General features: G+C 35.8%; 28 protein-coding genes. 10 read left to right on the plus strand and 18 right to left on the minus strand.

Annotated elements, in window-relative coordinates:
* Positions 1-381: 381 nt before the first annotated feature.
* From C406_RS0109090 to C406_RS19435, 5 genes are all read right to left on the minus strand, one after another.
* On the minus strand, positions 382-981 hold the full coding sequence (locus C406_RS0109090) for a hypothetical protein (protein ID WP_017380298.1): 600 nt from the start codon (positions 979-981) through the stop codon (positions 382-384).
* A gap of 174 nt (positions 982-1,155) precedes the next feature.
* Positions 1,156-1,542 carry a hypothetical protein gene (locus tag C406_RS0109100; RefSeq protein WP_017380300.1) on the minus strand — a complete coding sequence of 129 codons (387 nt, stop codon included), beginning with the start codon at positions 1,540-1,542 and terminating at the stop codon, positions 1,156-1,158.
* Positions 1,543-1,655: 113 nt separating this feature from the next.
* Positions 1,656-1,853: a hypothetical protein gene (locus C406_RS0109105; protein WP_017380301.1), complete on the minus strand. Its 198-nt coding sequence runs from the start codon at positions 1,851-1,853 to the stop codon at positions 1,656-1,658.
* Positions 1,854-2,424: 571 nt separating this feature from the next.
* A complete protein-coding gene (locus C406_RS0109115; RefSeq protein ID WP_017380303.1) occupies positions 2,425-2,985 on the minus strand; it encodes a hypothetical protein in 561 nt (186 codons plus the stop codon).
* Positions 2,986-3,120: 135 nt separating this feature from the next.
* Positions 3,121-3,516, minus strand: coding sequence for a hypothetical protein (locus C406_RS19435; RefSeq protein ID WP_017380304.1), 396 nt, complete (start codon positions 3,514-3,516; stop codon positions 3,121-3,123).
* A gap of 798 nt (positions 3,517-4,314) precedes the next feature.
* Here C406_RS19435 and C406_RS0109130 point away from each other — a divergent pair.
* Both C406_RS0109130 and C406_RS0109135 read left to right on the plus strand, forming a co-directional pair.
* A complete protein-coding gene (locus tag C406_RS0109130; protein WP_017380307.1) occupies positions 4,315-5,007 on the plus strand; it encodes a hypothetical protein in 693 nt (230 codons plus the stop codon).
* Between the two features lie 97 nt (positions 5,008-5,104).
* Positions 5,105-5,410, plus strand: a complete 306-nt coding sequence (locus C406_RS0109135) for a DUF3243 domain-containing protein (RefSeq protein WP_017380308.1) — start codon at positions 5,105-5,107, stop codon at positions 5,408-5,410.
* Positions 5,411-5,523: 113 nt separating this feature from the next.
* On the opposite strand, the gene C406_RS0109140 is transcribed toward C406_RS0109135, so the two are convergent.
* Positions 5,524-6,612 (minus strand): AI-2E family transporter, encoded by a 1,089-nt coding sequence (locus tag C406_RS0109140; RefSeq protein WP_017380309.1) that lies wholly within the window; start codon positions 6,610-6,612, stop codon positions 5,524-5,526.
* A 212-nt stretch (positions 6,613-6,824) separates the two neighbouring features.
* Here C406_RS0109140 and C406_RS0109145 point away from each other — a divergent pair, with 212 nt between their 5' ends.
* Entirely contained in the window at positions 6,825-7,397 is a 573-nt protein-coding gene (locus C406_RS0109145) for a GNAT family N-acetyltransferase (protein ID WP_017380310.1), read from the plus strand.
* Between the two features lie 83 nt (positions 7,398-7,480).
* Here the strand turns inward: C406_RS0109145 and C406_RS0109150 are convergent, their stop codons facing one another.
* The 5 genes from C406_RS0109150 to C406_RS0109170 form a co-directional block, all read right to left on the minus strand.
* Positions 7,481-8,782 (minus strand): DUF2254 domain-containing protein, encoded by a 1,302-nt coding sequence (locus C406_RS0109150; RefSeq protein ID WP_017380311.1) that lies wholly within the window; start codon positions 8,780-8,782, stop codon positions 7,481-7,483.
* 80 nt (positions 8,783-8,862) lie between these two features.
* Positions 8,863-9,699 (minus strand): GNAT family N-acetyltransferase, encoded by an 837-nt coding sequence (locus tag C406_RS0109155; protein ID WP_017380312.1) that lies wholly within the window; start codon positions 9,697-9,699, stop codon positions 8,863-8,865.
* 75 nt (positions 9,700-9,774) lie between these two features.
* Positions 9,775-11,268 (minus strand): D-alanyl-D-alanine carboxypeptidase/D-alanyl-D-alanine endopeptidase, encoded by a 1,494-nt coding sequence (gene dacB, locus C406_RS0109160; protein ID WP_017380313.1) that lies wholly within the window; start codon positions 11,266-11,268, stop codon positions 9,775-9,777.
* A 451-nt stretch (positions 11,269-11,719) separates the two neighbouring features.
* Positions 11,720-12,604, minus strand: coding sequence for a DMT family transporter (locus C406_RS0109165; protein WP_017380314.1), 885 nt, complete (start codon positions 12,602-12,604; stop codon positions 11,720-11,722).
* Positions 12,605-12,618: 14 nt separating this feature from the next.
* Positions 12,619-13,164, minus strand: a complete 546-nt coding sequence (locus tag C406_RS0109170; protein WP_017380315.1) for a bifunctional transcriptional activator/DNA repair enzyme AdaA — start codon at positions 13,162-13,164, stop codon at positions 12,619-12,621.
* A 116-nt stretch (positions 13,165-13,280) separates the two neighbouring features.
* Here C406_RS0109170 and C406_RS0109175 point away from each other — a divergent pair, with 116 nt between their 5' ends.
* Entirely contained in the window at positions 13,281-13,736 is a 456-nt protein-coding gene (locus tag C406_RS0109175) for a methylated-DNA--[protein]-cysteine S-methyltransferase (RefSeq protein ID WP_017380316.1), read from the plus strand.
* A gap of 207 nt (positions 13,737-13,943) precedes the next feature.
* Complete coding sequence (locus C406_RS21035; protein ID WP_237740536.1) at positions 13,944-14,105, plus strand: hypothetical protein; 162 nt, start codon at positions 13,944-13,946, stop codon at positions 14,103-14,105.
* 234 nt (positions 14,106-14,339) lie between these two features.
* Here the strand turns inward: C406_RS21035 and C406_RS0109185 are convergent, their stop codons facing one another.
* Entirely contained in the window at positions 14,340-15,188 is an 849-nt protein-coding gene (locus C406_RS0109185; RefSeq protein WP_017380318.1) for a DUF1206 domain-containing protein, read from the minus strand.
* 208 nt (positions 15,189-15,396) lie between these two features.
* On the opposite strand from C406_RS0109185, the gene C406_RS0109190 reads away from it, so the two are divergent.
* Positions 15,397-15,897, plus strand: a complete 501-nt coding sequence (locus tag C406_RS0109190) for a hypothetical protein (protein WP_017380319.1) — start codon at positions 15,397-15,399, stop codon at positions 15,895-15,897.
* Positions 15,898-16,204: 307 nt separating this feature from the next.
* Here the strand turns inward: C406_RS0109190 and C406_RS0109195 are convergent, their stop codons facing one another.
* Entirely contained in the window at positions 16,205-16,900 is a 696-nt protein-coding gene (locus C406_RS0109195) for a class I SAM-dependent methyltransferase (protein ID WP_017380320.1), read from the minus strand.
* A gap of 312 nt (positions 16,901-17,212) precedes the next feature.
* Here C406_RS0109195 and C406_RS0109200 point away from each other — a divergent pair, with 312 nt between their 5' ends.
* The 4 genes from C406_RS0109200 (at position 17,213) to C406_RS0109225 (ending at position 23,122) form a co-directional block, all read left to right on the plus strand.
* A complete protein-coding gene (locus tag C406_RS0109200) occupies positions 17,213-18,196 on the plus strand; it encodes an aldo/keto reductase (protein ID WP_017380321.1) in 984 nt (327 codons plus the stop codon).
* Between the two features lie 894 nt (positions 18,197-19,090).
* Positions 19,091-20,431, plus strand: a complete 1,341-nt coding sequence (locus C406_RS0109215) for a sigma 54-interacting transcriptional regulator (RefSeq protein ID WP_017380324.1) — start codon at positions 19,091-19,093, stop codon at positions 20,429-20,431.
* Positions 20,428-21,741, plus strand: coding sequence for an aspartate aminotransferase family protein (locus C406_RS0109220; protein WP_017380325.1), 1,314 nt, complete (start codon positions 20,428-20,430; stop codon positions 21,739-21,741). Before C406_RS0109215 ends, C406_RS0109220 begins: the two co-directional genes overlap by 4 nt.
* Before the next feature lie 13 nt (positions 21,742-21,754).
* Positions 21,755-23,122: a YjiH family protein gene (locus tag C406_RS0109225; protein ID WP_017380326.1), complete on the plus strand. Its 1,368-nt coding sequence runs from the start codon at positions 21,755-21,757 to the stop codon at positions 23,120-23,122.
* A 62-nt stretch (positions 23,123-23,184) separates the two neighbouring features.
* On the opposite strand, the gene C406_RS0109230 is transcribed toward C406_RS0109225, so the two are convergent.
* From C406_RS0109230 to C406_RS0109250, 5 genes are all read right to left on the minus strand, one after another.
* On the minus strand, positions 23,185-23,574 hold the full coding sequence (locus tag C406_RS0109230; protein WP_017380327.1) for a hypothetical protein: 390 nt from the start codon (positions 23,572-23,574) through the stop codon (positions 23,185-23,187).
* Positions 23,575-24,046: 472 nt separating this feature from the next.
* Positions 24,047-24,352 carry an ArsR/SmtB family transcription factor gene (locus C406_RS0109235; RefSeq protein WP_017380328.1) on the minus strand — a complete coding sequence of 102 codons (306 nt, stop codon included), beginning with the start codon at positions 24,350-24,352 and terminating at the stop codon, positions 24,047-24,049.
* A gap of 21 nt (positions 24,353-24,373) precedes the next feature.
* Positions 24,374-25,138 (minus strand): SDR family NAD(P)-dependent oxidoreductase, encoded by a 765-nt coding sequence (locus C406_RS0109240; RefSeq protein WP_017380329.1) that lies wholly within the window; start codon positions 25,136-25,138, stop codon positions 24,374-24,376.
* A gap of 302 nt (positions 25,139-25,440) precedes the next feature.
* Positions 25,441-25,890 (minus strand): GNAT family N-acetyltransferase, encoded by a 450-nt coding sequence (locus C406_RS0109245; protein ID WP_017380330.1) that lies wholly within the window; start codon positions 25,888-25,890, stop codon positions 25,441-25,443.
* 174 nt (positions 25,891-26,064) lie between these two features.
* The gene (locus C406_RS0109250; RefSeq protein ID WP_017380331.1) at positions 26,065-26,460 is read right to left on the minus strand and encodes a nucleotide excision repair endonuclease; all 396 of its coding nucleotides are present in this window, start codon (positions 26,458-26,460) and stop codon (positions 26,065-26,067) included.
* Positions 26,461-26,700: the final 240 nt, after the last annotated feature.

Genomic DNA, 26,700 nt, shown 5'->3' on the forward strand with positions numbered 1-26,700 from the left:
TCACTTTTTCATGGCTGTAGTCATTTAGGGAAACACATCCTCATATATTCAACGTTGATATGATGAACAAGAATGTGGTCTACATGTGAAAGGTATTTATAGATATAGATATAAGTAGTTCACAAGTGATGAATTACAGTTGAATAACCAACAAAATAGAGATTCACTTCTGCTCTACACATGTCAGAAAAAGGTTTTACAGCTGTAGTTCGGGAGTTACAAGGGCTTATGTTTTTCTCTTCCATCAACTCCCCAATACTCTGTTATTTTATTAGGCTATGGTAAAGTAATTTGTTGATTTTTTATTAATAAATGAGCTTGGAGATGTATCTCCAAGCTCATTTATTTGGCTATCCGTTTTTACTAAAGCACCTCGTTAGTTCAAAATGATTTCTTTGCCCATAAATTTATATATAAGTTTGTAACTGCTACATCAATCATTCCTTCTTCTTCAAAATCAGGAACTAACTCTTCTGGTAACTCCAGATAAAAACCAAACTCATCTACATCACTGTAGTTTAAGCCTGAATATTCAGAAGGACTTAATTTATAAGTATCACCTCTATACGTTGCTTTTGCTTTCGCTTGAAATTTACTTATTAAACCATCATTATTATGTTTGTGTTCAACACCTGATATTATTGTTGCACCACCTAAACTAGAACTTCCACTTGACCTAAAGAACAATTCATATTCATTAGTATTATGAGAGATTACTTTCCACACATAAATTTGGTTTTCTCCATCATCAAAAAGCACTTTTCCTTTGTTATTCTCCAAATTATTTAAATCAATCTCGATTGTATATTCTCCTTCAATAGGGTGTGCATTATTGTGATAACTTTCAATGTCATTAGTAAAATAATTTATCCCCTGTGTCCGAAGATTGTATATATCCACTGCTCGAGGTATGAACAAAACACCAAGAACTATTATTACTGCAACAATATATACCGTATTTAGATTTAAAAATCTTTTCATTAAACTCCTCCCAATTTAAATTGTATGTTTTTCGCCATAAGCCTAATTCCTTATTGCACTAACTTGCTGCGTTAGTAAAATAAGTTCAACAAAAAATGCGTTAAATCCTTCTTGGATCAACTCACCCGTTAGTTCAATAAGAAATATTAGCATTTGTAGAAATAAAGGGACTTCCTATTGCTGAGAGCTATCTGTGAAGAATGCCTTTTTCACATAGAGTGTGTAAGCCAAAATAATAATTGACCAAATCATATTTCCAACAAATGGCTGTTGTGATTGATTTGATATCAAAGAGGAACTTATTAATCCAAAAAATATTGAATAGATTACTACTAACCAAAAGCCCCATTTTCTCAGTCTTATATAGCCATACACCATTACCAATGAGAAGATAGCCACTATTACCCTCATAAGTCGTTCAGACACATTTGGCATACCAAACCTCTCAGCAATACCAATGGAATTAGCATCAGCATTATAAAAAACAGCAGTAAATAATAAAACGATTGCCCCAAAGATATAAAAATAACTAATTAATGAAACTCCAAAAGGTCTCTTCATATCCACTCTCCTTTTAAATCACATCATTTCTATTGTTACGGTTTAAGAAGTTTTACAACTAACCTGCCCCTTTAATTCCAGAAGAAAAAGAGACCTATTCTTGAAATAACATATTACTGCGAACCCTTATTTTTTCCTAGCTTTTGTGCGATATAAATTAGTAAAGTAATAATTGCCACGTTCTGGATACTGACAACAATTATAGCCACCATTTCTTCTTCGTTTGTTGTTGCACCAGTTATCAGCCCTACTAAATTAAAAATAATGAATGACAAAATAAAAAGTCCAATAAAGATGCCCGTATATTTCACTATAATTCCCCCAAATTTAAATCCACATTTTACTAAACTGCCGCGTTAGTACAATTAGTTCAACAAAAAATGCGTTAATCCTTCTTGGATCAACGCACCTCGTTAGTGAAAATAACTATATAACTAATGTCAAAACAATTATTACGATAAATGCCAAAGTGAAGAAAATCCCTCTTATTATAAGGGAACGCCTTACATATGCCTCATCTACTTTAGGTTCCTCAGTATATGCTGGTTGAAACCACAAACGAATAGCTTAGTTGGATTTTTATATTGCCAAAACGAAATAACATAGAATGCAATCACTACAATAAAAAATAAAATTGTTTTAAACATATAATTCCCTCCAGCCCCGTTCCTTTAATACGTTTGAAACGAATTGAGGATCCATTTTTAAGTGAATTTTCCAGTTGAAATTATCAAAAATATATTTTGCTTGTTCAACTAACCTGCCATTTAGTTCAATAAGAAAAAAGGCTTCACTCCTTACTGAAGCACCCGTTAGTTTAAGTGAATTTATTCACAATCATATTATAAGTTGAATTTGGTAGCTCTGAAATTCTTTTCTACATCATATATCGCTGTTCTCTACATCAAGTGAATAGGATGCGGATATATAGTGTGAAACTTTTCTGGGGGAGTTGAATTTATTGTTTTTGCTAGATAAGAAAAGTCCAACCTCGCTTAAATCAATAAAGGTTTCGACCTTTTGAAAATCAAGATTTTTAAATTCAATAGGTTTATTCCATTGCCTCGATGGAACTAAATCCTCCTCATAAAGCCCTTCTCCATAGAAAATAAATACGCTTATTCCATTCAAAGCTAAATCAACCGATATATCACAGATTGCTTCCAATGTATCAACCGAGTTGATCTTAATAATAAAACCGTCAGAAGAGAATTTATAGGAAGGGATATTCCTTTCCGAAATGACACTTTTCCCGTTTTCAAAAATATCGGATTCCAAAACAAAGAAAATTGGAAAGCTGAACATATTTTGAACCAACGTGGAAATAAAATCGGTTCCTATACCTCTAATTCCAATATCAATAAATGTAAAAATATCTTTTGGAATGGCAAAGTAATTAATTGTACTATCATCGGAATATTGAACAAAATATTGTTTTTTCAATTCCTTCCCTCCTATTCTGATTAATTTTCAAAATGCTTATTGAGCTAACCTGCTGCGTTAGTTCAATAAGCAAAAGGCTTTACCTCTTCTTGAAGTAAAGTATCACTTTAGTTGAATGTGAAATTTTAAGTTAATTCAATAATCAATAGAGTTAGCTATATCTACTAATGTCTCAGGTGTAACTTTGTTTGAAACTCGTTTATCAATATTTAATGTGTATTGCCAATTATCCCTTTCAAAGACAAGCAAATGAAAGCCTGAAAATGTCATATAAGTGGCTACAATCCCACTCTTTAATTCCAATGTTTTTATCACGTATTTCTCTCTAATAGGAAATTTATACTTAAGTGGTCGAACATCAATTTTATAATGATTTTCAGATATTTGTTCATTTATCAACGTTACTTCAAATGAGTCATTAGCGTCTCCATCTAAATCATTAAACCTACCAAAATAATGAGTAAAGCTTACCGGTGGTACTCTAAGCGGAAGCTCTAATTTTTCATTAAAATGTTTTTCAAAATCGTCCAATGCTGCTTCAATGGTTTGGTATCCTATTTCAGGATAAATTTATTCATAAGGACTAGGCTTTTCACTTGTAGTTGCATATACCGTTGAAAAAGTAATAAAAGAAGCCAAGAAAAGAATAGTTTTAGTCATTTTTTAACACCTCCACGTATCTTAAGGTGTATTATTCCCAGAGTCATTTAAATTATCAAATTGATATTGCTAGTTGAACTAAACTGCTTCGTTAGTTTAAGTGAAAGCTTTCAAAATCTTATACTCATTTTAACATAAATATCCAGTACCAGTATTGGTATTAGGAAACCCATCTCTCCTAATTCTTTAACTATTAAGCAACCTTTTCCTTTAAAAAAGCCATTTTTTATAATAAACATTAAGTATAACCTTTTAAAAATTGGAAGTAATTTGTTATTTTCCCATAAAAAATCACCTCGAATTGAAGCGCAATTTAGGGTTATATTTTGGTGTTAAAACGGATTCGATTTGACCGTTTATTTCGCAATAAGTGATCCAAAACTGAACGGCTTATGCTGACACCATGCTGTCTTTAATTAGTAACCAATAAATATCCATGCTAACGCAAAAACAGATCCATGCAATTAAGCATGGATCTGTTTGAATTTAAAACACAACTTAACGATGAGGGGGTTAAGATTGCGTTTACTCAGCGTCGATTTGGAGAAAAGTCGCTGACATGGTTTCTTCCCTAGTTTTCAGAAAGATTTATTTGTTAATATGATAATGATAATCATTATCACTACATAAGTCAATACTTTATTTATTATAATTCTGTATACTTAACTCATGACTACTTTAACGAACGATCAAATCCGACAACTTAATATGTATAGCACGTATACAACATCACCTTCCCATCCATTATTCTCTCGTAAAGAATTACAAGACATTGACTTTTTGTCAGTTGTTCAACTAGTTACAGGAATTGATAACAAAACGGTTGCCGCTTCCTACCTGATGCGCCGCTACGGAATGTTTGCTTCGACACAATTTGTCATGTTAGCTACTTACGATGAATTTTGGGGTGGTGAACTTGAAGACTTAATATTTGGTGCAAATGTGGAGTATGGAAATAAAGGCATCAGCATGTATATTGATAAAAACCACTACGTCGATGTTGAGAATGAAGTTCGAACCACTATCATTCATAAAGTTTTAAAACAAATTCATTCTTTACTTGTAGAAATTCGCAAGCATTCTTCTGTCTCTCCTATAACTTTATGGGAAAACGTATTTGGTTTTTTGTTGTGGCATTATTCAGTTTTATTAAACAATCCTTCTACTGCTAAACAATCCCGTATTGATTTGGAGATATTAAAATCCATTGAAGTGTGGGAAGGAATAGCTTCACAGTCTTTGTTCAACACCTATTTAAAAGGGCTTGAACCAGCTCAACTATTGAACACTTGCGTACGCACTACCTGTTGTTTTTCGAAAGAAGTTCCTGGTTTGCAAAAATGCGGTTTTTGCCCAATTTAATAATAAAAAATACACATTTAGCGCACTTCTATGTTTTAGATTCTTGATAATTGGACAATCCTATTAGTAAGAATATAATAAGGAGAGTGTCTAAGACATGGAAAACATTCAAGGTAAAGTTCAAGAAGAGTTAAACAACATTAGCCCTCAGATGAAGGATGAAATTTTAGCGAATTTTTCTACCTTTAAATCTTATTTGGGCGATAAAGTAGCAATGGGTGAAAAATTTGGCCTTGGTGATGAGCAATTGGCCAAGACAGCTGAAAAAGTGGCTGGCTATTTAGCAAAAAATGAAGAGCCAAAAAACAGTGAAGAAAATTTATTACTGGAATTATGGAAGTCTGGCGATAAAGATCAACAGCAGGCTCTATCTCATATGTTAGTGAATATGGTGAAAAAGTAAAAAACGAAACATCATTAAAAAACAGTATCCTAAATAAACAAACCGGTCTCTCACATTGGGAGACCGGTTTTTACAATCACTATTTTTCATTCATCTATAAGGTATGACATGTATCACTCGTCTTCTACCGTTGCTGTTGCAGCTTCCTTAATTTCTGAGCCTCTCGCATATACGTTCTTTACAATTGTTTTAATGACTGCGTATGTCGGAATTGATAAAATTACTCCCCATAATCCAGCAATATTTCCTGCAGCTAAAATTACCGTAATAATTGTTAATGGATGTATATGCAGAACTCTCCCCATTACATTTGGTGAAATTAAATTACTCTCAATTTGTTGAGCGATAAGCATAATAATAGCTACATAAATGGCAAGTTGTGGCTCTTGAATATATCCAATGATAATTGCTGGAATTACTGAAATAAATGGACCAATGAAAGGAATGACGTTCATAAGCATTCCAAAAACAGCGAGGATCAATGCATATTCAAGACCAACTATTAAATAGCCAATGAGCAACATCACTCCAACAGCAATGCTAACTAATAGTTGACCTTGAATGTAAGACTTCAATGTAATATCGATGTCTCTCAAAGTCTTACGAATCCACGTTTTACGTTCTCCTCTAAAGAAACTCGCAATAAACGGTGCAAATTTTTCGTGGTCTTTTAATAAATAGACTAGGAAAAATGGGACCAATACTAATAAAAATAAACCTCGTAAGAAACTTTGGACCATCTCAATTACCCAAGTACCGAATCCTTGTGCTGTCTCATTAATATTTGCAGATTGACCATCAATAGATTCTTCAATAAATAATGGTAATCGGCTTTTTTGATCAATTATGTAATCAGCTATGTTTTCTAAGCCTATAACGAGTTCAGGTGCGTCATTAACAAGGGCATTCACCTGTTTCGTAAGGGCGGGACCAATCAAAGCCACGAACAACCATAAAGCAAAAGTTATGGCAATAAAGATAGCCAATATACTTGTCCACCTTGGCCATTTTCTAGACTCTAAAAACACCAGTGCTGGTCTCGTTAAGTAGAATAAAATACCCCCTAGTAATAAAGGCAAGAATATTGTTTGTCCAATAATCACAAGCGGTGAAAAAATCCCTTTCACTTCAATAAACATCCTGACAATAATTAAGGCAAGTATTATCCCTACTCCTAGTTGAAACCAAAGCTTTTTAGCCAATTTTTCACGTCCTTACATATGTATGTTTCTTGTTATTATAGGTTATTTTGATAATAAGTATTTATCAAAAAAAAAATATTTCAAAAAAGGTTTAGCCTTACGAAATACGGGTAAATATATAATCGAGGATTTTCTCGCCTACTTTTATCCTCTTATTACAACTTCACAAAAAAACTCCGGCAAAATACAATTTTGAAAAGGAGACTGTCAACATGAATTGGTATGAAAAATTAAATCAATATTTCCCAGTCGAAGAAATGAAATCAAAAGAACATATGGAAACGCTACTTGCTGAAAAAGGTAATGTTTATATAAAAGATGAAGGTCCAAAACACGTTTTAATGTATGTAGAGTTTGAAAACTTTGTTTTTGTGGATTATTTATTTGTGTCCAAAGAAGCACGTGGTGAAGGATTAGGACGTAAATTATTAAATATGTTAAAAGAAAAAAACAAACCTATATTACTTGAAGTAGAACCAGTCAATTATGAGGATACGGATACAGAATTACGATTAAAGTTTTATTCTCGTGAAGATTTCCAACATGCTTCTAGAATAGGTTATATTAGACGGTCTCTCGCAACTGGTGAGAATACCATTTTAGAAATCTTGTACTGGTCACCAGCTAATCAGGATGAATTAGAAATTTATAAGGCTATGAAATGGACGTACGAAAACATTCATACTTTTAAAGACGAACACTTTTATGGTGAATCTTATGACCCCTCTCATGAAGTCCTTGAGTACAACACCGAGAAAAAGACTAATATGTTAAAAAAATATTAATATAAATCCTACGAAAACATCTGATTTCTCGATGCTTTCGTATTTTTTATGAAAAATTATTATACTTCATCGACTAAGTTAATTTATCGTAAATTGACCGATCGCTCTCCAACCAGATTCGATAACTTGTCAATCTTCTTTTGATAGAAAACGCGATCCAATGATTGGAAATCACTATTCTTCATCCCTTCGATAACATACAATTGAATAGTCCAAATATCTTTTTTACTTTCTAGTGGTGCACGTTCAGCCGCCATTGTTAGTGAGTCAGTAATAGCGCCCAATACAGAAATATCACTTTTTCCATAATGTCTTAGCTGGTGAAAAGTGTGATACAACACTGCTTCAAATGAGTGTAAGCTCATTTTCACTCGCAAGTATTTATCTTTATCCATAAAGATTAAGTCTCTCCGTGGAAGTTGGCTATATGAACCTAGTAACCTACCTAATTGATGTATGTTATGTATAGCCGTGTTCGGGTCATTTATTCCTGGTGATATGGCGCGAAGAGACACTTCAACCATTTTCTGAATGGCGAAAACTGGATCTTGCCTCGTATCTCGCTCACGACCCACAACAAAAAGCTTACCATCATCTTCTTGAAGAGAGATTTGGTCCTTTGTGTAAAGCGTTACAACTGGGCTGTTTTTTTGAACAAAATCTCCAATACAACAATTCATTTCGATTTTGCCTTTATGTTTTTGCGCTAATGCAATAAGTTGTTCAATATCAACTAATTGTAAATAGCCATCACTACGAGCAGTTATCGGATTAGCGGTACCTCTTATCGTCCAATTATCATTCATTTGGGTTGTCATATCTTCACGCTTCAAAAAAGCCTCATAGCATTCAACTGCGTCAATACCTTCAATTTTCAGCTTTTCAATTAATGTATTTACTTGTACATTTTGTGCAATATGATGTATAAAAATAGCAAAGAAAATCAGGCAAATCATGGCATACAACACGCCAATTAATCCCGATATAACAGAATCTCCTACAATCGATTCTTGCATAAATAACAACGATAACGTGGTATAAATAAAGCCTCCCATAAAGACACCTAACACTCGCCAAACCATTGGGTCACGCACAAGATTTTTCATTGTACGTGGTGAGAATTGCGAAGAGTAAGTAATCAACACCACCATAATTGTGGAAAATGTAAAAGTCGTCATTGTCAGTAAAGCTGCTGATAACCCACTTAATATTGTTTGGGCTAGGCTAACGCTCGTCAGTAACACAGGAGGTACATACAATAATAATGTTTTATCAAAAAAGTGATCAATAGTTGAGGTAATGATTGCCAAAACTACTGATAACAAACTATACAATGTCGGTATAAACCAAATGCTTTCTTTTATCTTCAACCAATAACGATCCATACAATCATCTCCTCAATGTCCTTTTACACTAACTTTATCATAGCGCTTCAAATTGAAAATAGATGACTATCAAAACCGACTCACTTATAGTCGGTTTTATTTTGGTATACATAGTAGTCCTGTGCATGGATTTCTTTAAACCCTACAGATTCGTATAACTTTAACGCTTGTGCATTTTTTGTTTCAACGTCTAAATGAACGGTGTATCCTAATGCACTTTGGTCTGAGACAACTTTACTTAGTACTTTTCGGCCAATTCCTTTTCCTTGGTAGTCGGGAAGAATACAGAAACCATATATCCAAGCCTCTCCATCTTCTCTCTTCACTCTAATTTTCCCTATAGTTTCATTATTTACATCGATCATTAACATATCGGTATCTTCATCATTGTTAATTCTGCTTTCCATCGCTTGTGCATCCTCTTCTAGCACACCAAAAGCTTCGACATCCAGTCGAACTCTCATATCTAGGTCATCTGTAGTTGCGTGTCGCAGCGTAAACCCCTCAACTGCTTCAAGAACCTTTGCTTGCCACTTCATTTGATGTTCCGTAAACGCAAGAAACGCTCCATGTTGTATTAAGAAAGTTTTAGCTGCTTGTGCTCCAGAAGGTGCATTTAGTAAGATTTTCTTGTACTTTTCAAGTTTGGCTTTTTCCATTCCTTGCTGAAACAGCCGATTAAAATGACCTTTACGACGTTCGCCTGGCCTGACCATACCACATACTTCAACAGTTGATCCAAATGCATACAACCCTAGAAATGCAATTAGTTTATTCTGTTCATAATACAAAAAATCTAGTTGATTTAATTCACGTTTTCGAAGCATTTCCCAATTTAGTTTTAGTTGTAAGTTATCATGTACTTCACATTGTTTTTGAAGTGTTTCAATATCGTTTAATTGTTTGTCTGTTAACATGGAGTCTCCTTCTCTTTGTATTGTATGTATGTACGTAAAAATAGCTTCCCATATTTTGATATGAGAAGCTACTAATTATTTTAAATGTGTATAGCTCGCTATTGCCGTCGCAATTTGATCTTCTATTGGCGTCACCTTTGATAAGTCATTATTAATGAGGATAGAGAATGCCAACAACTCACCGTCTCTCGTAGTTGCATAGCCTGATAACGCAGATACTGCCGTTATTGTACCCGTTTTGGCTTTCACATTACCTACTGTTGGTTCAATTTTCATACGGTTACGCAAGGTTCCTCCAACAAATCTTTTACTAACACCTGCGACTGGTAGAGATGTTAAAAATGTGTTATACCAAGGCTTTTTTTGTACAGAAACGAGAAGATTTGTTACTTCATTTGCAGGAATTAAATTGATATGTGACATACCTGAAGCATCTCGAATCATCATCATGTCCTTATCCAAACCTAGTTTTGCAGAATTTTCTTCTATCACTTGAAGTCCCTTCTCAAAACTTCCTTCCCCATAGACCACTTTTCCCATCTCTTTTGCCAAAATGTCTGCATGGGAATTGTTACTTAGTTTCATAAAGGGAATCAATAGTTCTTTCAATGTGATGGACTTTTTTGATGTTAGTAATTGAGCTTTCCTTGGTGTTTTGCCAAGTGTGAGTTTTGGCTTTTCTGCAAATGTTATTCCTTTTTTTGTTAAAGATTTTCCGAATAAATCAAGTGCATAATACGATGGTTCCGAAATGGTAATCCATTCACGGGTGACGGTTCCACCTTCTGGAACTACACCTTCAATAACGATGTTGTTTGTGCCATGTTCACGTTCAATCTTGACGGTCTTTGTTCCATCTGACGCCACCGTTTTAGAACGATTAATAATTTTCACCATATCTGTTGGTGGCATTACATTAATTGTGGCTGCCTTTCCGACTTTTGAATTTGCGTGAGCTTCCACAATTACTGTACCTGCATCAAAATCCGCATTTGGGGATGCTGTTAGTGCGGATACCTGGGCTGCATAGTAGTACGATTCATCTGTCCAGTTGATATCTTGCGACAATCGGACATTGTCGTACCATGTGTCGTCTCCAACTAAGTTTCCGTTAATAATTTTTATGCCTTTAGAAGCTAGTTTCTGTGCAAAGAGGTCGAAATCTTCCGTTAAAAGGGTCGGGTCTCCTTTACCTTTTAAATACAAGTTTCCTTGTAACACGCCACTTTTTACATGACCATCCGTTAACACTTCCGTAACGAAACGATATTCCTCACCAAGTGTTTCTAGAGCTACCGCAGCTGTAAGTAGTTTCATGTTCGAAGCTGGATGTAATCTAGTATCACCAAAATGGTCATATATAAGTTCCCCAGTTGCTGCTTTTCGAATGCTGATACCAGTAGTTGCACCGTCTAATCGTTCATCTTGGATTATTTTATTTATGCTGTTGCCGAGCTGGGCATATTCAACATTTGCAATAGCCGTTTGTTGATGATTCTTGTTCATTAAAAATGGCAGAAATGCGAGAACAACAATCACTGAGAGGAGCATAATTTTTTTTACTTTCAAGATGATTCCTCCCTCATTAGATCGTGTAAAAAATTAATTTGATGATTTTATAGTTATCCCCCAAATAAATCTATTCGCTTATTTATTGTGTTGAATGTTTATTTTTATATATGCCAAGTGTATAGAAACTATACTAAAAACACGTACGCCTAAAGTTTTAAACTTACAAAAAACTCGAGCAAAATAATTTACTAATTTAGGTTTCAGCTGAAAAACAAGTATTAAAACAGTATCGACTTGGGAATTACAAACCTGTAGCACCAAAACCCAAGAATAAAAGACGCCGAATGAAGTGACTTTGTCACTATTTGGCGTCTTTCATATTGTCAATCATACGGTATGTACTACAACCTATTTGAAGATAGTGTTTATCATCTTCTCTTTCATTTTTTAGCTCATGGTTCAGAAGATTTACCGTCCAATACGACCTGAATCAGCTCTAAAAAAAAACTCACTTACGGAAAGTGAGTTTGGGACGAGTTGTTAAATAGACGCCACATAAAATGATAAGTAAACCGATAATCATTTGAATTGAAATAGGTTCTTTTAGTAAAAAATAGCCCCAAAATATAGCGGAAATCGGAATTAAATAAGTTACAGACGTCGCGAATTCTGGACTTCTTTTTTTCATCAAGTAAAAAAATAGTAAATGCGCAATGCCTGAACCAAAGAAACCAAGTCCTATAATTGCAAATAATATTTCACTGTTTATATTTAGTATAAGAGTATGTAATTGATTAGTATTCGTGAAAAGCATCATTAACCCACCAAAAACAGCTCCAACAACCAATGTACATGTTGTGACAAAAATAATTCCTGCATCTTTTAAATGTCTCCGGGCGTAATGAGAGGAAAAGCCATAGCAAATCGTTGCTAAGATCATCGTTCCAATTCCAACAAAGCTCTCACCAAATAACAATGAAATATCAAATTTCATGATAATTAAAATCCCAATAAAGCCGGTTGCTATGCCAATCCATTGTTGTTTTAACAATACCGAACCAAAAAATAACAAGCCCATTAACCCAGTAAATATAGGTGTAAAGGCATTAAGTACTGCCGCTAAACTGCTGTCAATTTGAGTTTGACTAAGTGCTATCAATCCCCATGGCAAACCTGCGTTAACCACTCCAACGACTAATAAAGCTTTCCATGGAACAGGTTTTATGATATCTTTTCGCTTAAACCAGAGCGATGGAAGTAACAGCAAAGCACCTGCTGTACAGCGAATAAAAACGGTTCCCCATACACCTGCTGGCTCGCTTAGAATTGAGATAAATACAAAAGATAGTCCCCAAATAAGACTAAGGGCAATTAGTGCTACATAAACTCGCATAATAAGTACTTCCTTTACTGAACCTTCGTTCGATATTGAGTTGGTGAATTTCCGGTGTAACGCTGAAAAGCCGTGGAAAAATGGGCAGCATTTTGATACCCAACTGATTGAGCAATATTGATCACTAGTAAATCAGTATGTTGAAGTAAATGTTTCGCTTTAGACATTCTGACATTCGTCAAGTATCTTGACGGTGATACTTTCGTTTCTTTCATAAACACTTTCTGTAAATAAGTTGAGGAAACAAATAATTGTTCAGCCATATCTTTCAATGTCAGAGGACTTGTTAACTGTGATTCAATGATTGAAAGGGTCTGGTTGACGAGTTTTGTGCTCGGATGAGTATAAATCAAGTCTTCAGGACGACATCGTTTACACGGACGATAACTGGCATCCTTAGCTGAACGTAGTGTATAAAAAATAGAAACATGCTTACGAAGAGGCATTTTAGAATGACATGAAGGTCGACAAAAAATCAGTGTAGTGGAGACACCATAATAGAACTGTCCATCAAATGCATCATCATTGTTTGAAACTGCGATCCATTCAATTTCTTTCATATCAAGTGCCTCCTTTTTTTAATAGTATCACAATTTAATTGGTCCAAAATTGAATGACAACAATTGAAAAGCAAATATCTCAAAAGTTTTTTATAATGGTGAAAAGGAGGTTGCTTATGTTTACAGGTTATGTTGAATCACCTATTGGATTTATTGAAGTAAAGGCTACTCAATCCTCTCTTCTATCGGTACTGTTCGTTGAAGAACAACAACCCAGCAATGAAAATGATATAGTGAAACATTTCAAACAAGAAATTGATGCCTATTTTAAAGGACAACTAACATATTTTACATTTCCACAATTAAATGGCACACCTTTTCAACTCCAAGTGTGGAGTGAACTTACACATATTCCTTATGGTGAAACGAGTACGTATTCTGAAATCGCTCATGTGATTCAAAGAGAAAAAGCCGTTCGTGCTGTTGGAACTGCGATTGGAAAAAACAAATTAGCTCTAGTTATTCCCTGCCATCGAGTAATTGGAAAAAATGGTGCGTTGACCGGATTTGCATGGGAAACATGGCGAAAAGAATGGTTGCTTGCACACGAAAAGAACCATTCACAATTGTGATCTCACTGAAATTACTACGCATTAGATCAAGAAAGTAATGCGTATCAAACATTTCATGGCCATGAAGATGAAAGTATTAAGTTCACTTTGAAACCATAGCAAGAAAAGCATGCAATCGAGTCAAAGGTAAACATTTCTTTGTTAGGAAGTACTACTTTTCACTTGATTGAGTAGATTTTTCATCTGAATATAGACCTTTCGCTTTGATTGCAGCACGTTCATGGTCCTATTGGGGCAACTTTTGCTTTGATTGGTGCAACTTTGGTGCTGATTGAGGTAACTTTTGCTTTGACTGGAGCAACTTTTTGTCGTATTGGAGCAACTAACCAATTACCTCCTAATTCCGCCGCTCTAATAGAGGATTCATAACCACTGAGAAACTTCAAGGCGACATTTCGTTCCATTTTGATTGAACGAAACGTCGCCTCTTTCTTTCGTATTGCTTACTGTGCATCCTTCATGGACGAAGGTTTAGGGATTCTTGATTTGAAATCATCAAGACACAAAATTATTATACTTATAAAAACAGGGAGCCATTCCTCGATAAAAATCGAGGAATAGCTCCCAAATTCAGTTGCCCCACATTTGTGAATGGTTCTTTTCTTATTTTCCTTTATGACCAAAGTTCATATACTGATAGCGTCCGAGAATAATTTGATAAATACCAAATAAAATGAATCCAAGGGAAACGATTATTAGCAAAAACTGTCCATATGGTTGGTTCGCCAGTTCAGATAAAGCACCACCGAGACCTTCAGATTGTTCTGGATTATGGCTATAAGCTGTTTGAATAAAGAAGAAGCCAACCATACTTAATACAAGACCACGTGCCATTAATCCAACTTTCCCAGAAATGCGTGCCACTTTACGTTCTGCGGCATTCATGTCAGTCGTATTAAATTTTCGCATAAATTTTTCTTTCGCTCCATTAAAGAATTCAGTGAGACCATATCCAATAATAATAACGCCTAATAAACCGATTAACCAAACCCCATAAGGCTGTTCCATTAATTTTCCGGATAAGATTTTCTCGGTATTGTCACCTCCAGCTTTACCAGTATGACTCGCTAACTTAATGGCACCAAAAGCTAAATTCGCATAAATAATAGCACTGATAAAAAAACCAGTCCGCTTAATAATACCTTTTGTATCCTTGCCTTCGTTTTCAGGATCTTTAAGAGCCTTGATAAAATCCCACAAGATAGAACCAATCAAGCCAATTCCAATTACCCACAAGACTACTTCTCCAAACGGCATTTCAGCAATGGATTGCAATGCACCACCAGTTCCAGTAGTCTCTCCCCCTGGTCCCACAGCAGCAAGTGCTGCCAACACGCCAATCATTCCATAAACTATTCCTTTTGACATACTGCCAAAGCGGCCAAATCGACGTACCCACGGTTTTGCTTCCCTCATTTTGTCTTTTGCCTGTGCTTTTGATGGCGTGCTCATTTAGGACACTTCCTCTATTGTTATCATTCTATTATCTTATTAAAGTTCCCTTTTTAAGCAAATTAGAAACCTATTAAACGAGGTAGTTTATGGAATATAGAGAACTTATTATGGCCATAAAGGGATGCCATATTTATTATTGAAATATATACCAATTTCCTTAATAATCAATTATAATTTTCTAGAAACCGTTTGAAGGAGACTTCCATTGAAAAAATTATTAACGATATTCTTTCTAGCTTTATTAATTGTTGGTTGTTCTAACGAAGCCAATTCCAAGGAAACCACAAAAATCTTTAGCGAATTGGAGCAAAGTATCGTCCATTCCGTTATGGAAAACTTCGGCTATCGCCAAGAGTTCGCTGAAGACGCTGTAAAACTTGTTGAATTTGATGAAAAGACCGAAAAATTGAAAATCATTGCCTACATATATAGCTTTGATGATGAAACTTATGATGAATTCAAGGCAGACATTCTCGATAGCTGTGCAACTATACTTCAAGATGTAAAAAGGCAACATGAAGTTCAAGAAGTGGTCTTAATAGTAGAAACAACCCTTGAAGATCCACAAGGAAAACCGATGGATATGGCCATATTTAATATGGTATTTGAGAGAAAGAACTTACAAAAAATTAATTTTCACGAATTGGATCCTTTACATCTCTCTAAAAAGGCAAACTTTTATATCGCACCACCAGTTACGATGTAAAAAGCCAAAATCGAGTAACTCGGTCTTGCTTTTTTACTAGATAGAAAGTATAAATTTTTTTGAGCAATACCTTCGTACTTGGCGTTGTTATGTCTAGCTCCAAGCGCCAGCTCACACCTAAGCTTGGGACCATAGGACGTGGGTCATAAGGGCGTTGCAAAAGCTCTTGACACTGTATTTTGCGACGAGTAACCGCAGGAGCAACACGAAGTTGCTTATTTAGCGTTACAGACCTCATGCGGAAACAAGTTTTCGCATCGGTTCTTCCAGCGCCGGTGATGAGCTAGAGTGGCGCTTTCTGCTTTTATTAACTTTCAGCGTGAGCAATCCAACCGCCGAAAAGTGTTGTAGAAAAGAATTGTGTAACTCGCTCGAATCCAGCTTGAGCTAGAAGATCTTCGATTTGAGCAGCTGAAATAAAAGACAGTTCACGGACTGATTCTTCCATTCCTTCCACATCTTCTTTCGTTAAATCTGTTAAATCTAGCCATATAGACTTCCATAAATTAATACACTCATTAAATTCTGGTTTTGATTGATCGCCAAACATCGTGACTAGTACAAAAGGTGATCCTGGTTGTAATTGTTCTTTCACTGTTTTTAGTAGGCTTAGCTTCTCTTCTAGCGTTTCGACAAAATGCAAAACTAGTAAGCATGTTGCGGCATTAAATATTTGTTTTAATTCTAATTCTTCAATCTTGCCAGCATGAATGGACACACGTTCCCCCATACCTTCGTTCTTCGCTTTTTGGAGGGCTACTTCTAGCATAGCTTCAGATGGATCTACACCTGCAAAGGTCCACGTGGGATTGGCTGTTCCAAATGTCACAAATTCATTTCCTCCGCCTGCCCCAATGACTAACACGTTTGCTGATTCTTTCACATGAGCACGTAAAAAGGACTGGACCATTCGAAACATGGCATCGTATGTAGGTAGAGCACGTCGAATTCCCTTATCATATTCTCTAGCCATTTCCATATCAAATACTAAATCATCTTTCACTATTTTTCCCCCTTCACTCGTTTACTTGCTATCTTTATTATGTGTTAATCCTTGCAAACTTACAAACCGATAGAGATTCGCTAACTTCAGAGAAGAAGTGTTACACTTTCAAAAGAAAAGCGGACCCTAGCTAGACTCCATGATAAGTGGAATCCGCCTTGTTAACCCTTCACCGTCGCGAGAAACACCGTTTCGGAATAAGCAATTCTAAAGCGCTCTTGCGCCTAGAAATAGATAATCTTGAGTGGAAGAAAATACCTTACTTTACTTTCTTATCTTTTCAGATAACCACCCTTTTGGAGGATGATATGCATGGAAAATACTAAAAGAACTCTAGGTCAAACAGACTTAAACCTTTCCCCCCTTGGACTAGGAACTTGGCAATTTAGCAAAGGCTCTGGCGTCGTTGGAAAGTTTTGGGGATCCCTAGATGATGAACTAACCGAAGATATTATTAAAACATCTTTAACTGGCGGCATTAACTGGTTTGACACAGCTGAGGTGTATGGTGGTGGAGAGTCAGAAAAGATTTTATCCAAAGCTCTTGAAAATATAGGTGCAACACATGATGAGGCAAAAATTGCAACGAAATGGTGGCCCATGTTTAGAACAGCGAAATCTATAACGAAAACAATACATAACCGACAAGAAGCTCTAAATAATCGACCAATTGATTTATATCAAATTCATCAACCGTATTCCTTCTCTTCAGTTGATAAGCAAATACGAGCAATGATTGAACTAGTGAAGGACGGTCATATTAACCATGTTGGCGTTAGTAATTTCAATGTTGCAGCTATGGTCAATTCACATCGTATTTTGAGTGAAAATGGACTTTCACTTGCTTCAAACCAAGTGAAATATAGCTTACTAGATCGTCGGATTGAAGAAAATGGAATTCTACAAAGTGCTAAAGAATTAGGGATTTCCATTATTGCGTATTCACCTCTTGAACAAGGATTACTTACAGGGAAATTCCATGATAATCCGGATTTAATTCACGATGCCAAAGGACCACGCAGATTTCAACGTAAGTTTAAAGAAGCTGGTTTGGCTGAGTCAAAACCACTTATAACATTACTCGATGCAATTGGTGAAAAATATAATGTGAGCGCTAGTCAAGTTGCCTTAAACTGGACCATTCATTATCACGGAGAAACGGTTTTCGCGATACCAGGCGCAACTAAAGTTCATCACGCACAAGACAATGTGGGTGCTTTAACATTTAAACTAGACGCGTCCGAACTCGAAGAAATTTCACGTACTTCATGGAAAGTGATTGGGAAGAAAAAATAGTAACACCTTTTACCACAACAATTTCCATGATGCTTTAACATTTAATAACTAAGCTACCAAGACGCCATTTTAAATGGCGTCTTTTTTAATTGATATGAGTGTCAGCTGAAACTAGATTTACCATACTGTATCAACATTGTCTTCCAGGTCACCTTCCAAATTTTCATTGAAAGCCCACTAAATGTAACGCTAAAAAATCCCGAAATTTAACTATTACAACGTGAACCGTGATTTTTACAACGTGAACTCCCTTTTTTACAACGTCACCTTCCATAATTACAACGTGACCGCCAAAATTTACAACTGAGCCTTCGATCGACAAGAAAGAGAACACTTCCCTCACAGAAAAACCCGCCAATTACTGCGGCGGGGCCATTTAATCACTGCAGCCTTTCTATTATTTAGGTGCAAAATCTTAATTTGTACTGTCGGAGACCTCCGACAGCTTTTTTTGTGACGAGAAGTGATGTGCCATTTTTCCAAAATTTAACTATTACAACGTAACACTCGATTTTTACAACGTGAAATGTTTCTATTATAAGGAATTCGGATTTCATCTGTACTCTTTTTATACTAAGCTCATGGAGGTCTATTTTTACAACGTCATCTTCCATATTTACAACGCGACAGCCAAAATTCACAACTGAGATATCGCTCGACATTAGATCCATATCTTATTTGCTATGCGAGACAAGTAAATAAAGGAAAAGCTGGAGAAATCTTTTTTCTGTCCAAAAAGACCATAAAAACCTTATAGATACAGTGTTTCCGGAAATTTAATTGGAATAATATTCTACATAAAAAAATAATTTTTAGAATTATTTAAATTTTACTTGTAATTAGATTATTCACTATTGTATAGTCTTATACAAGAATGAATAAAGGAGTTCAAATATGAATTCAATGTTATTACTTCCAAATACCGATGAAGAAATCATGGATATGCATGATGAAGATATCATCATTACAACGCATGAAGGGAAAATTATTAAAGTAACGCAGATTAGTGGTGAGCATTACGGGTTGTCACCTGCACAACTTTTAGGTAGATCTGTTTTTGACTTAGAAGCGCAAGGGATTTTCACACCTGCAATTACACCTGAAGTGGTCAAGAAAAAGAAGAAAGTTGTCATTGTACAAACAACTCCGTCCGGTCGAAAAGTATTAATTACTGGAATCCCACTTTTCAATGCTCAGCGTGAAGTTGAATTTGTTATTAGTTATTCTTATGAACTTTCTGAACTGATTGTGATGAAAGAGTACTTGCAAGATTTAGAAACTGAAATGAGCAAAGTAAAAGAAGAACTTGCCCATTTACGTGATCAACACATCCGAATAGATGGGGCAATTATGGAAAGTCAATCTTCTTCACGTGCAGTTAAAACTGCACTTAAAATGGCATCTTATGATGCACCAATTGTCATCCATGGAGAACATGGAGTTGGAAAAATGACACTTGCCAAATTTATTCATAGCAAAAGCACGCGTCATGAAGATGCCTTTATCGAAGTGAATTGCAGTACAATACCTGAAACTGTTTTTGAAATCGCTTTCACGGGTCAAGGTGATATTAAATCCCCTGGGTACTTATCTTTATCTCAAGGTGGCACGATTGTATTAAACGAAATAGATCAGATATCACTTGCATCCCAGTGCATATTGTACAAACATCTCCAACTGCAACAATCAATTAGAGTCATTGCAGTAAGTGAAGCTTCATTGGAAGACTTGGTCAAAAAAGGTTCTTTCCGAGAAGACTTATTTTATTACTTGAATCTCGCATCTATTCAGTTAAAACCCTTGCGTGAACGCCCTGAAGATTTGGAAAAAGCCATTTCTCAATTGTTACAAAACTTAAATGAAAAGTATAAACAAGAAAAGAAAGTAGCAGATGACCTTTACTTACATCTTCTTCAACACGAATGGATGGGTAATTTTCGTGAACTAAAAAATGTTATGGAGCGCAGTTTTATAGAAAGTGAATCAACTGTAATCGCTCTTCACGATTTACCCATCCAATACCAGCCAAGCGAAGATGAACAAATCGGCATAGAAATAGATGGGCAAACACTCCCTCATATTTTAGAATTTGTCGAAAAGAAAGTTCTTTTGAATGCACAAAGACGCTACAAAACCACAACGGTAATGGCTCAAATATTAGGTATTAGCCAACCATCTGTAGTTCGTAAATTAAAGAAATATGTAAATACCACCATAGGAGATGACATCGAATGACAAAAGTTCTACAACAAGACTTTCAACATCTAGTCGGATCGATAGCAAATTTACTTGCGCCAAGTATGGCGAAAGACCACCCCAACTTACCTGTCGTAAAAGCTGAAGGTTGTTATTACTACGGAGTCGACGGTAAAAAATATTTAGATTTCACATCAGGAATTGCTGTTGAAAATGTTGGGCACCGTCACCCAAAAGTCGTACAGGCCATTAAAGACAGTGCTGACACATTAATTCATGGACCTTCTGGCGTTATAATCTATGAATCTATTTTAAAACTTGCATACGAGTTACAACAAATTATGCCACCTAAACTTGATAACTTCTTCTTTGCAAACAGTGGAACCGAAGCGATTGAAGGAGCGATTAAGTTAGCGAAATATGCTACGAAACGTCCGTATGTCGTGTCCTTTACTGGTTGTTTTCACGGCCGCTCAATAGGCGCATTAAGTGTTTCAACTTCAAAAAGTAAATACCGAAAGTTTTTACAACCGTCTTGGTTAACGTACCAATTGCCATATGCGCACCCAGATGATTTGCCAGAAGGAGCAATTCCAGAAATCTTTTTCCCAGAAAAACTAGAGCGTGATGTAGAAAAGCTTTTCAACCATCAAGTAACACCTGAAGAAGTGGCATGTATCATTTTAGAACCTGTTTTAGGTGAAGGTGGTTATATTATTCCACCTAAAGAATGGTTAGCTAAAATAAGAGAAATTTGTGACCGTCATGGTATTTTATTAATTTTTGATGAAGTACAAACTGGCTTTGGCCGAACTGGTAACTGGTTTGCCGCTCAAACATTTGGTGTGACCCCTGATATTATGGCAATTGCAAAAGGCATTGCCGCAGGTCTTCCATTGAGTGCAACTGTTGCATCTAAAGAATTGATGTCACAATGGCCTCTCGGTACACATGGTACGACCTTTGGAGGAAATCCGATTGCTTGTTCGGCTGCACTTGCTTCTCTTGAAGTTTTAAGAGAGGAACGTTTACTTGAAAACGCAACAAACATGGGGGCATATGCTCTTGAGCAACTTGATGAGTTGAAAAAGAAACACCACTTGATTAAAGAAGTTCGTGGCGTTGGCTTAATGATTGGCATTGAATTACAAGTTCCTGAAACCGGAAAACCCAATGGCAAAGCGGTGATGGACGTATTAGATGGTTGTTTAGAGCGGGGCGTACTTTTCTATCTATGCGGTAACTCAGGAGAAGTAATTCGCATGATACCACCATTGACAATAACAAAAGATCAGATTGATACAGGTATCGATGTTTTGGATCAAGCATTAAGTGCTTATACAGCCTAAAGGGGGAAATCACATGACGACGATTAACAAAGCAGAAACGACGACTGTTTCATCTTCAGCAACATGGAAGTTTATCATTCCATCACTTATTGGGGCATTACTATTTCTAGTTCCTATTAAATATGATGGCCAAGTAACAATCGCCATTGGTATCTTTGCTTCTTTCTTACAATCCACATTTGGCGAGTGGATTCCTGGTTTCGTTGTTCTATTATTAGGTTTTTCAGCAGTCACCACTTTAGCAGCAACAGCTTTGAAACCAACATTTGTTAAAAATTCTCCATTTATGCGATCAATTTTCATTACAGGTCCATTTGGTCTAATTGTCCGAGTGGTTGGATTTACAGTTGGTATAATGGCTTTCTATGAAATTGGACCTGAAGTGATTTCTTCACGTAATACAGGTGGTGTTGTGTTGTATGACTTGGCACCAGTATTGTTAACTTGGTTCTTATTTGCAGGTATTTTATTACCTTTGTTAGTTGAATTTGGTTTAATGGAATTCGTTGGTGCTTTAGTAAATAAAGTTATGCGTCCTGTATTCACGTTACCTGGTCGCTCATCGATTGATTGCATGGCTTCTTGGATGGGTGCCGCACCAGTTGGGGTACTAGTAACGATGAAGCAGTATGATGAAGGCTATTATACAAAACGCGAAGCTGCTGTTATTGCCACAACATTCTCGATTGCTTCAGTAGCCTTTAGTCTAGTTGTTGCAAATGTTGTCGGAATCGGCCATTTATTCTTACCTTTCTATATTGCCATATCAGTTGCATGTGTAGTGGCAGCCATCATCATGCCACGTATTCCCCCACTATCTCGTAAAGCAGATACGTATTACGAGCCAGTTGGAAAACAAATTGATGATAATATTCCAGAAGGCGTTTCTTTAGTAAAATGGGGCTTTGAAGCAGCCCGATTAAAAGCAAGCAATTCAGGCAGCGCGAAGAAACTTGCAAAATCAGGTGCAGAAACTGTTCTAGACATTTGGTTAGGATTGATTCCTCTTGTAATGGCTCTTGGTACACTTGCACTTGTACTTGCTGAATACACGCCTGTATTCAAAATTATTTCATATCCGTTAATACCAGTTTTAACGTTACTTGGTTTACCTGAAGCCGCTGAAGCTGCACCAACGTTATTAGTAGGATTCGCAGATATGTTCTTACCCGCTATACTCGGGAGCGGTATTGAAAGTGATTTAACAAAATTCGTATTAGCTGGAGTATCGTTAACTCAATTAATCTACATGTCTGAAATCGGAATTTTAATTTTACGTTCTAACATTCCAGTAAACTTCTTGGAACTGGTCATAATATTCATTTTACGTACAATTATCACTTTGCCAATAATTGTAATTTTCGCTCATATTTTTGTCTGATAGATTAATTAAAAAGCTGTCCCACTTGTCTATTTAGTTTTAGACAAGTGGGGCAGCTTTTTTTATCCCTTATTTACGTATTCTGCATTATAGGAATTTTCTCCGGCATGAACTGCTAATAGGGTGTTCGAAAAACCTACGAGTCTATTCACTAATTCATCGGCAATCGTATAAACAAGAGCGTGTAGCTCTGGATTGTATAATTTAGGGTCATCAAATATCACTGTAGTATTGATGTAAATTTCTTTATTATCATATAAGTCATAGTGAATGATGACTTTTCCTACTGCGCCTCCTGTTTTTGGGTCATGATAATTAGGCAGGAAGATGTACCACTCTTCAGCAGTAGCTGACCGAAAGTTTTTTGTGAATGTTATTCCACTAAGTTCCTCCTGTATTTTTTCTTGAAATTCCGGTTGGATTACCTCTATTACTTTTTCTTTCCCCTCCATTATTAATCTCCTCAACATATGTATTTTAGACAAGTCCTTTGATGTAAAGATATAGGACTGTGAAAACCATTTATCAATATTTATTATTATCTTTAACATAAACTAATTGAATTACTCATGAATTTCAAATGAGATAAGAAAACCCGGGCAAAGTATGCCCCGTCCTTTAAGAAAGTACAGATGATTTAAGTATCAGTTTAAAGGGATATTCCATACAGCATCAACTTTGATTTCCGGGTCGCTTAGGACGGCAATCTTCTACACTATAACCTGAAGAATAGGACATCCTTCTATTTAAGTCTAGTGATTTCCGTTTCAGGCGGACGCTTTCCGCGGGCGGCCCGTACTTTCCTATCTTCCAAAAAAGTGCCAGGCTTCCAAAACTAAATGGGGAGAAAATATTCCATTTAAATTTGGGTGCCTGACACTTTATTATTTTTTTAAAGAAGACTTAAGTCTTCTTTAATACGTGTTACAAAATACACTCTTCTTCAACAACTTTAATTAATTCTTTAAGCTGCTCTACGCTCGTTTCAAGGGATAATGAATAATAGCGTTGAGTCCCTTTTTGTTCTATTTGTACTAATCGATTATCTCGTAATATTTTTAAGTGATGAGAAATGGCAGGTCTCGATAATACCGATTGATCAGCTATTTCATTTACACTCAATGTTTCGTGTTCAGCTAACAGCAAGATAATGTCTTGTCTCGCTGGATCTGCAAACGTTTGAAATAATGGAATACAAGATCTAAATAAATCTACTGCTTGTTGAGCCATTTGTTTCCCCCCTATTACGGCTTATTTATCACCTGCTACATATTTTGCGATTTTTGCAGTTGCACTTCTTGGCAAGAATTTCGCAGCTACTGCCACTACTTTATTTGAGCTACCTGTAATAACCACACGTTTTCCTTGTTGCATTCCTTGGTAACCAATGACTGCAACTGTCGATGCATCCATTGCTTTACTAAACATTTTGGTCTGCTCCACATTTGCAACAGCACCAAAATTAGTTTTGGTTGCTCCCGGACATAACGTTGTTACAGTTACACCTGTTCCTGCTAGCTCTTCAACTAATGCTTCAGAAAAAGAAAGTACATAAGCTTTCGTTGCATAGTAAACTGCCATCATTGGACCGGGTTGAAAAGCAGCTGTACTCGCTACATTCATTATTTTACCAGAGTTCTGCTTTTTCATTTCAGGAAGAAAAGCATGGGTTAATTCCGTAAGCGCTGTAATATTAAGTTGAATCATTTCAAGTTGTTTAGCCACATTTAATTCGTCAAATTTTCCTAGCAATCCAAAGCCTGCATTATTTATTAATACATCCACATGAAGTTGTTTTTCTGATATCTCTGCTACCAATTCTTTTACTGCGTTTGTTTTACTTAAGTCTTTGGCAATCGATGTGACGTTTACTTTAGGAAACTTAGCCTGAATTTTTACTAACTGCTCTTCATTTCGGGCAACAACGATGAGGTCGTACTGATCTTTTGCTAACAATTGAACAAACTCATACCCTAGTCCACTAGTAGCTCCTGTAATTAATGCTGTTTTCTTCATTTTACTTCCTCCTAAATGTTTATACGTTTAAGTGTTTAAGTGTTTAAGTGTTTAAACATATAATAACTATAGAATAAATGACTGTCAAGAAGATCAGTTAAATGAAGGTACAGATGCATGGCAGAGTACATCATCTACGTTCAGTACTACTTTCTCGAAGCTGCTGAAGGACCGGTGCTAGATTCCACCACATGTTAAATAGCTTTGAAATTATTGAATAACCTATAGAGACATTACGTAATTTTTATAAGCTCTAAAAAGAGGATTCGCATATAAGCGAATCCTCTTTTTTCATTTACTATTTATGCTAAATTCATCACATGTGTAGTATCAGGTGCATCATGAGCTTCTTCAAATCCATTAGCCCGGTAGAATGCATCCGCTTTCGCTGATTCTGTCCGACATGTAATTTTCTTAAACTTTCCTTTTGCATGGCTTACTAATTCCGATAACAATTGAGACCCTACACCTTGTCTACGTGCATCCCCAAGTGTATAAAAGCGCAGTAAACGGGCTTCATCCTTATTGTCAGTGTGAGAGTTTTGATTTAAGCCACCAATTGCCACTAATTTTTCAGGCCCCTCCCATACACCGTATAGGGCTTCTCCATCTTTATTAAATGTATTAGATCCATCTTCATAATCATGTACTAAGCGAGTTAAGAAACGATAACCTTCTTCTTCGCTTTCCGTTACTAACTTCGATACGTCGATTTTCTTCAAGTCTTCTATTCGTTGAACCTTAAACGTCATCTGAGTTTCTCCCCTTTAGAAAACATTTTAATTCTTTCTATAAGAGTACTTCTCTACTTATACCTGAATATCCTCTATTTCATGCCACTAATTTAAGAAAATTCTAAAAATTTAATAAAATAAGTGTTTTACTCGTAATAGATTTCTTTAAGCTAGACAAATAAAAAAAGCTGACTATGATTCGTCAGCTTTTTTTGAAGGAGAAAACTTTTTATCAACGTTATACAACGCAGCAAGTTTATTGATGGCATATGTTTCATAAATTTCACGTTCCATTGCATCATCAACATAGAAAATCTTAATTTTTGTCACTTCATCACGGTGATCTTTTAAAGGAGAAACATTATCTTCAAAATGTTTTTTTACACGTTGTCTTACTTTACGTGCTTTCCCTACGAACAAAAGCTCTTCTTTTTTATTGAAGAACATAATAATGCCGCCTTTGTCACGTGCAATTTGGTGAAAGTCGATAAAGCCAAATACTGAAGGAATCTCAGGCTCATCATTTGAACGATCTTGTACACGTTGAACAATCGTTATATCTGGTTTAGGTATTTCGATTTTAATCATATTCAGTCACGTCCTCACTTCTTTAAAGTGTAATGCTATCACAAATAGCAATAAAAATCTATCTCCTAAACACTATCCAATGTTAGATAAAGTTTAAACTAATTCAATAACGTTTAATCATATTTTCGTTATCTTCGACAAAATCTACATCTTCCATGCACTATCATTCGAGTATGGTTTTATCTTAGTCGACATTTACTGCGTCACACACCACTAATACTCGATAAATTTCAAGACCCA

The sequence above is a fragment of the Paenisporosarcina sp. TG-14 genome, assembly GCF_000297555.1.
Taxonomy (GTDB): Bacteria; Bacillota; Bacilli; order Bacillales_A; family Planococcaceae; genus Paenisporosarcina; species Paenisporosarcina antarctica.

Excerpts from the sequence above, each read along its gene's own strand:
- C406_RS0109245 (WP_017380330.1), bottom strand. The coding sequence starts at position 25,890 with ATGACGTTTAAGGTTCAACGAATAGAAGACTTGAAGAAAATCGACGTA.
- C406_RS0109250 (WP_017380331.1), bottom strand. The coding sequence starts at position 26,460 with ATGATTAAAATCGAAATACCTAAACCAGATATAACGATTGTTCAACGT.
- C406_RS0109150 (WP_017380311.1), bottom strand. The coding sequence starts at position 8,782 with ATGGATCGTTATTGGTTGAAGATAAAAGAAAGCATTTGGTTTATACCG.
- C406_RS0109090 (WP_017380298.1), bottom strand. The coding sequence starts at position 981 with ATGAAAAGATTTTTAAATCTAAATACGGTATATATTGTTGCAGTAATA.
- C406_RS0109170 (WP_017380315.1), bottom strand. The coding sequence starts at position 13,164 with ATGAAAGAAATTGAATGGATCGCAGTTTCAAACAATGATGATGCATTT.
- C406_RS0109175 (WP_017380316.1), top strand. The coding sequence starts at position 13,281 with ATGTTTACAGGTTATGTTGAATCACCTATTGGATTTATTGAAGTAAAG.
- C406_RS0109230 (WP_017380327.1), bottom strand. The coding sequence starts at position 23,574 with ATGGAGGGGAAAGAAAAAGTAATAGAGGTAATCCAACCGGAATTTCAA.
- C406_RS0109215 (WP_017380324.1), top strand. The coding sequence starts at position 19,091 with ATGAATTCAATGTTATTACTTCCAAATACCGATGAAGAAATCATGGAT.
- C406_RS0109200 (WP_017380321.1), top strand. The coding sequence starts at position 17,213 with ATGGAAAATACTAAAAGAACTCTAGGTCAAACAGACTTAAACCTTTCC.
- C406_RS0109220 (WP_017380325.1), top strand. The coding sequence starts at position 20,428 with ATGACAAAAGTTCTACAACAAGACTTTCAACATCTAGTCGGATCGATA.
- C406_RS0109100 (WP_017380300.1), bottom strand. The coding sequence starts at position 1,542 with ATGAAGAGACCTTTTGGAGTTTCATTAATTAGTTATTTTTATATCTTT.
- C406_RS0109165 (WP_017380314.1), bottom strand. The coding sequence starts at position 12,604 with ATGCGAGTTTATGTAGCACTAATTGCCCTTAGTCTTATTTGGGGACTA.
- C406_RS0109145 (WP_017380310.1), top strand. The coding sequence starts at position 6,825 with ATGAATTGGTATGAAAAATTAAATCAATATTTCCCAGTCGAAGAAATG.
- C406_RS0109240 (WP_017380329.1), bottom strand. The coding sequence starts at position 25,138 with ATGAAGAAAACAGCATTAATTACAGGAGCTACTAGTGGACTAGGGTAT.
- C406_RS0109155 (WP_017380312.1), bottom strand. The coding sequence starts at position 9,699 with ATGTTAACAGACAAACAATTAAACGATATTGAAACACTTCAAAAACAA.
- C406_RS0109135 (WP_017380308.1), top strand. The coding sequence starts at position 5,105 with ATGGAAAACATTCAAGGTAAAGTTCAAGAAGAGTTAAACAACATTAGC.
- C406_RS0109225 (WP_017380326.1), top strand. The coding sequence starts at position 21,755 with ATGACGACGATTAACAAAGCAGAAACGACGACTGTTTCATCTTCAGCA.
- C406_RS0109185 (WP_017380318.1), bottom strand. The coding sequence starts at position 15,188 with ATGAGCACGCCATCAAAAGCACAGGCAAAAGACAAAATGAGGGAAGCA.
- C406_RS0109130 (WP_017380307.1), top strand. The coding sequence starts at position 4,315 with ATGACTACTTTAACGAACGATCAAATCCGACAACTTAATATGTATAGC.
- C406_RS0109235 (WP_017380328.1), bottom strand. The coding sequence starts at position 24,352 with ATGGCTCAACAAGCAGTAGATTTATTTAGATCTTGTATTCCATTATTT.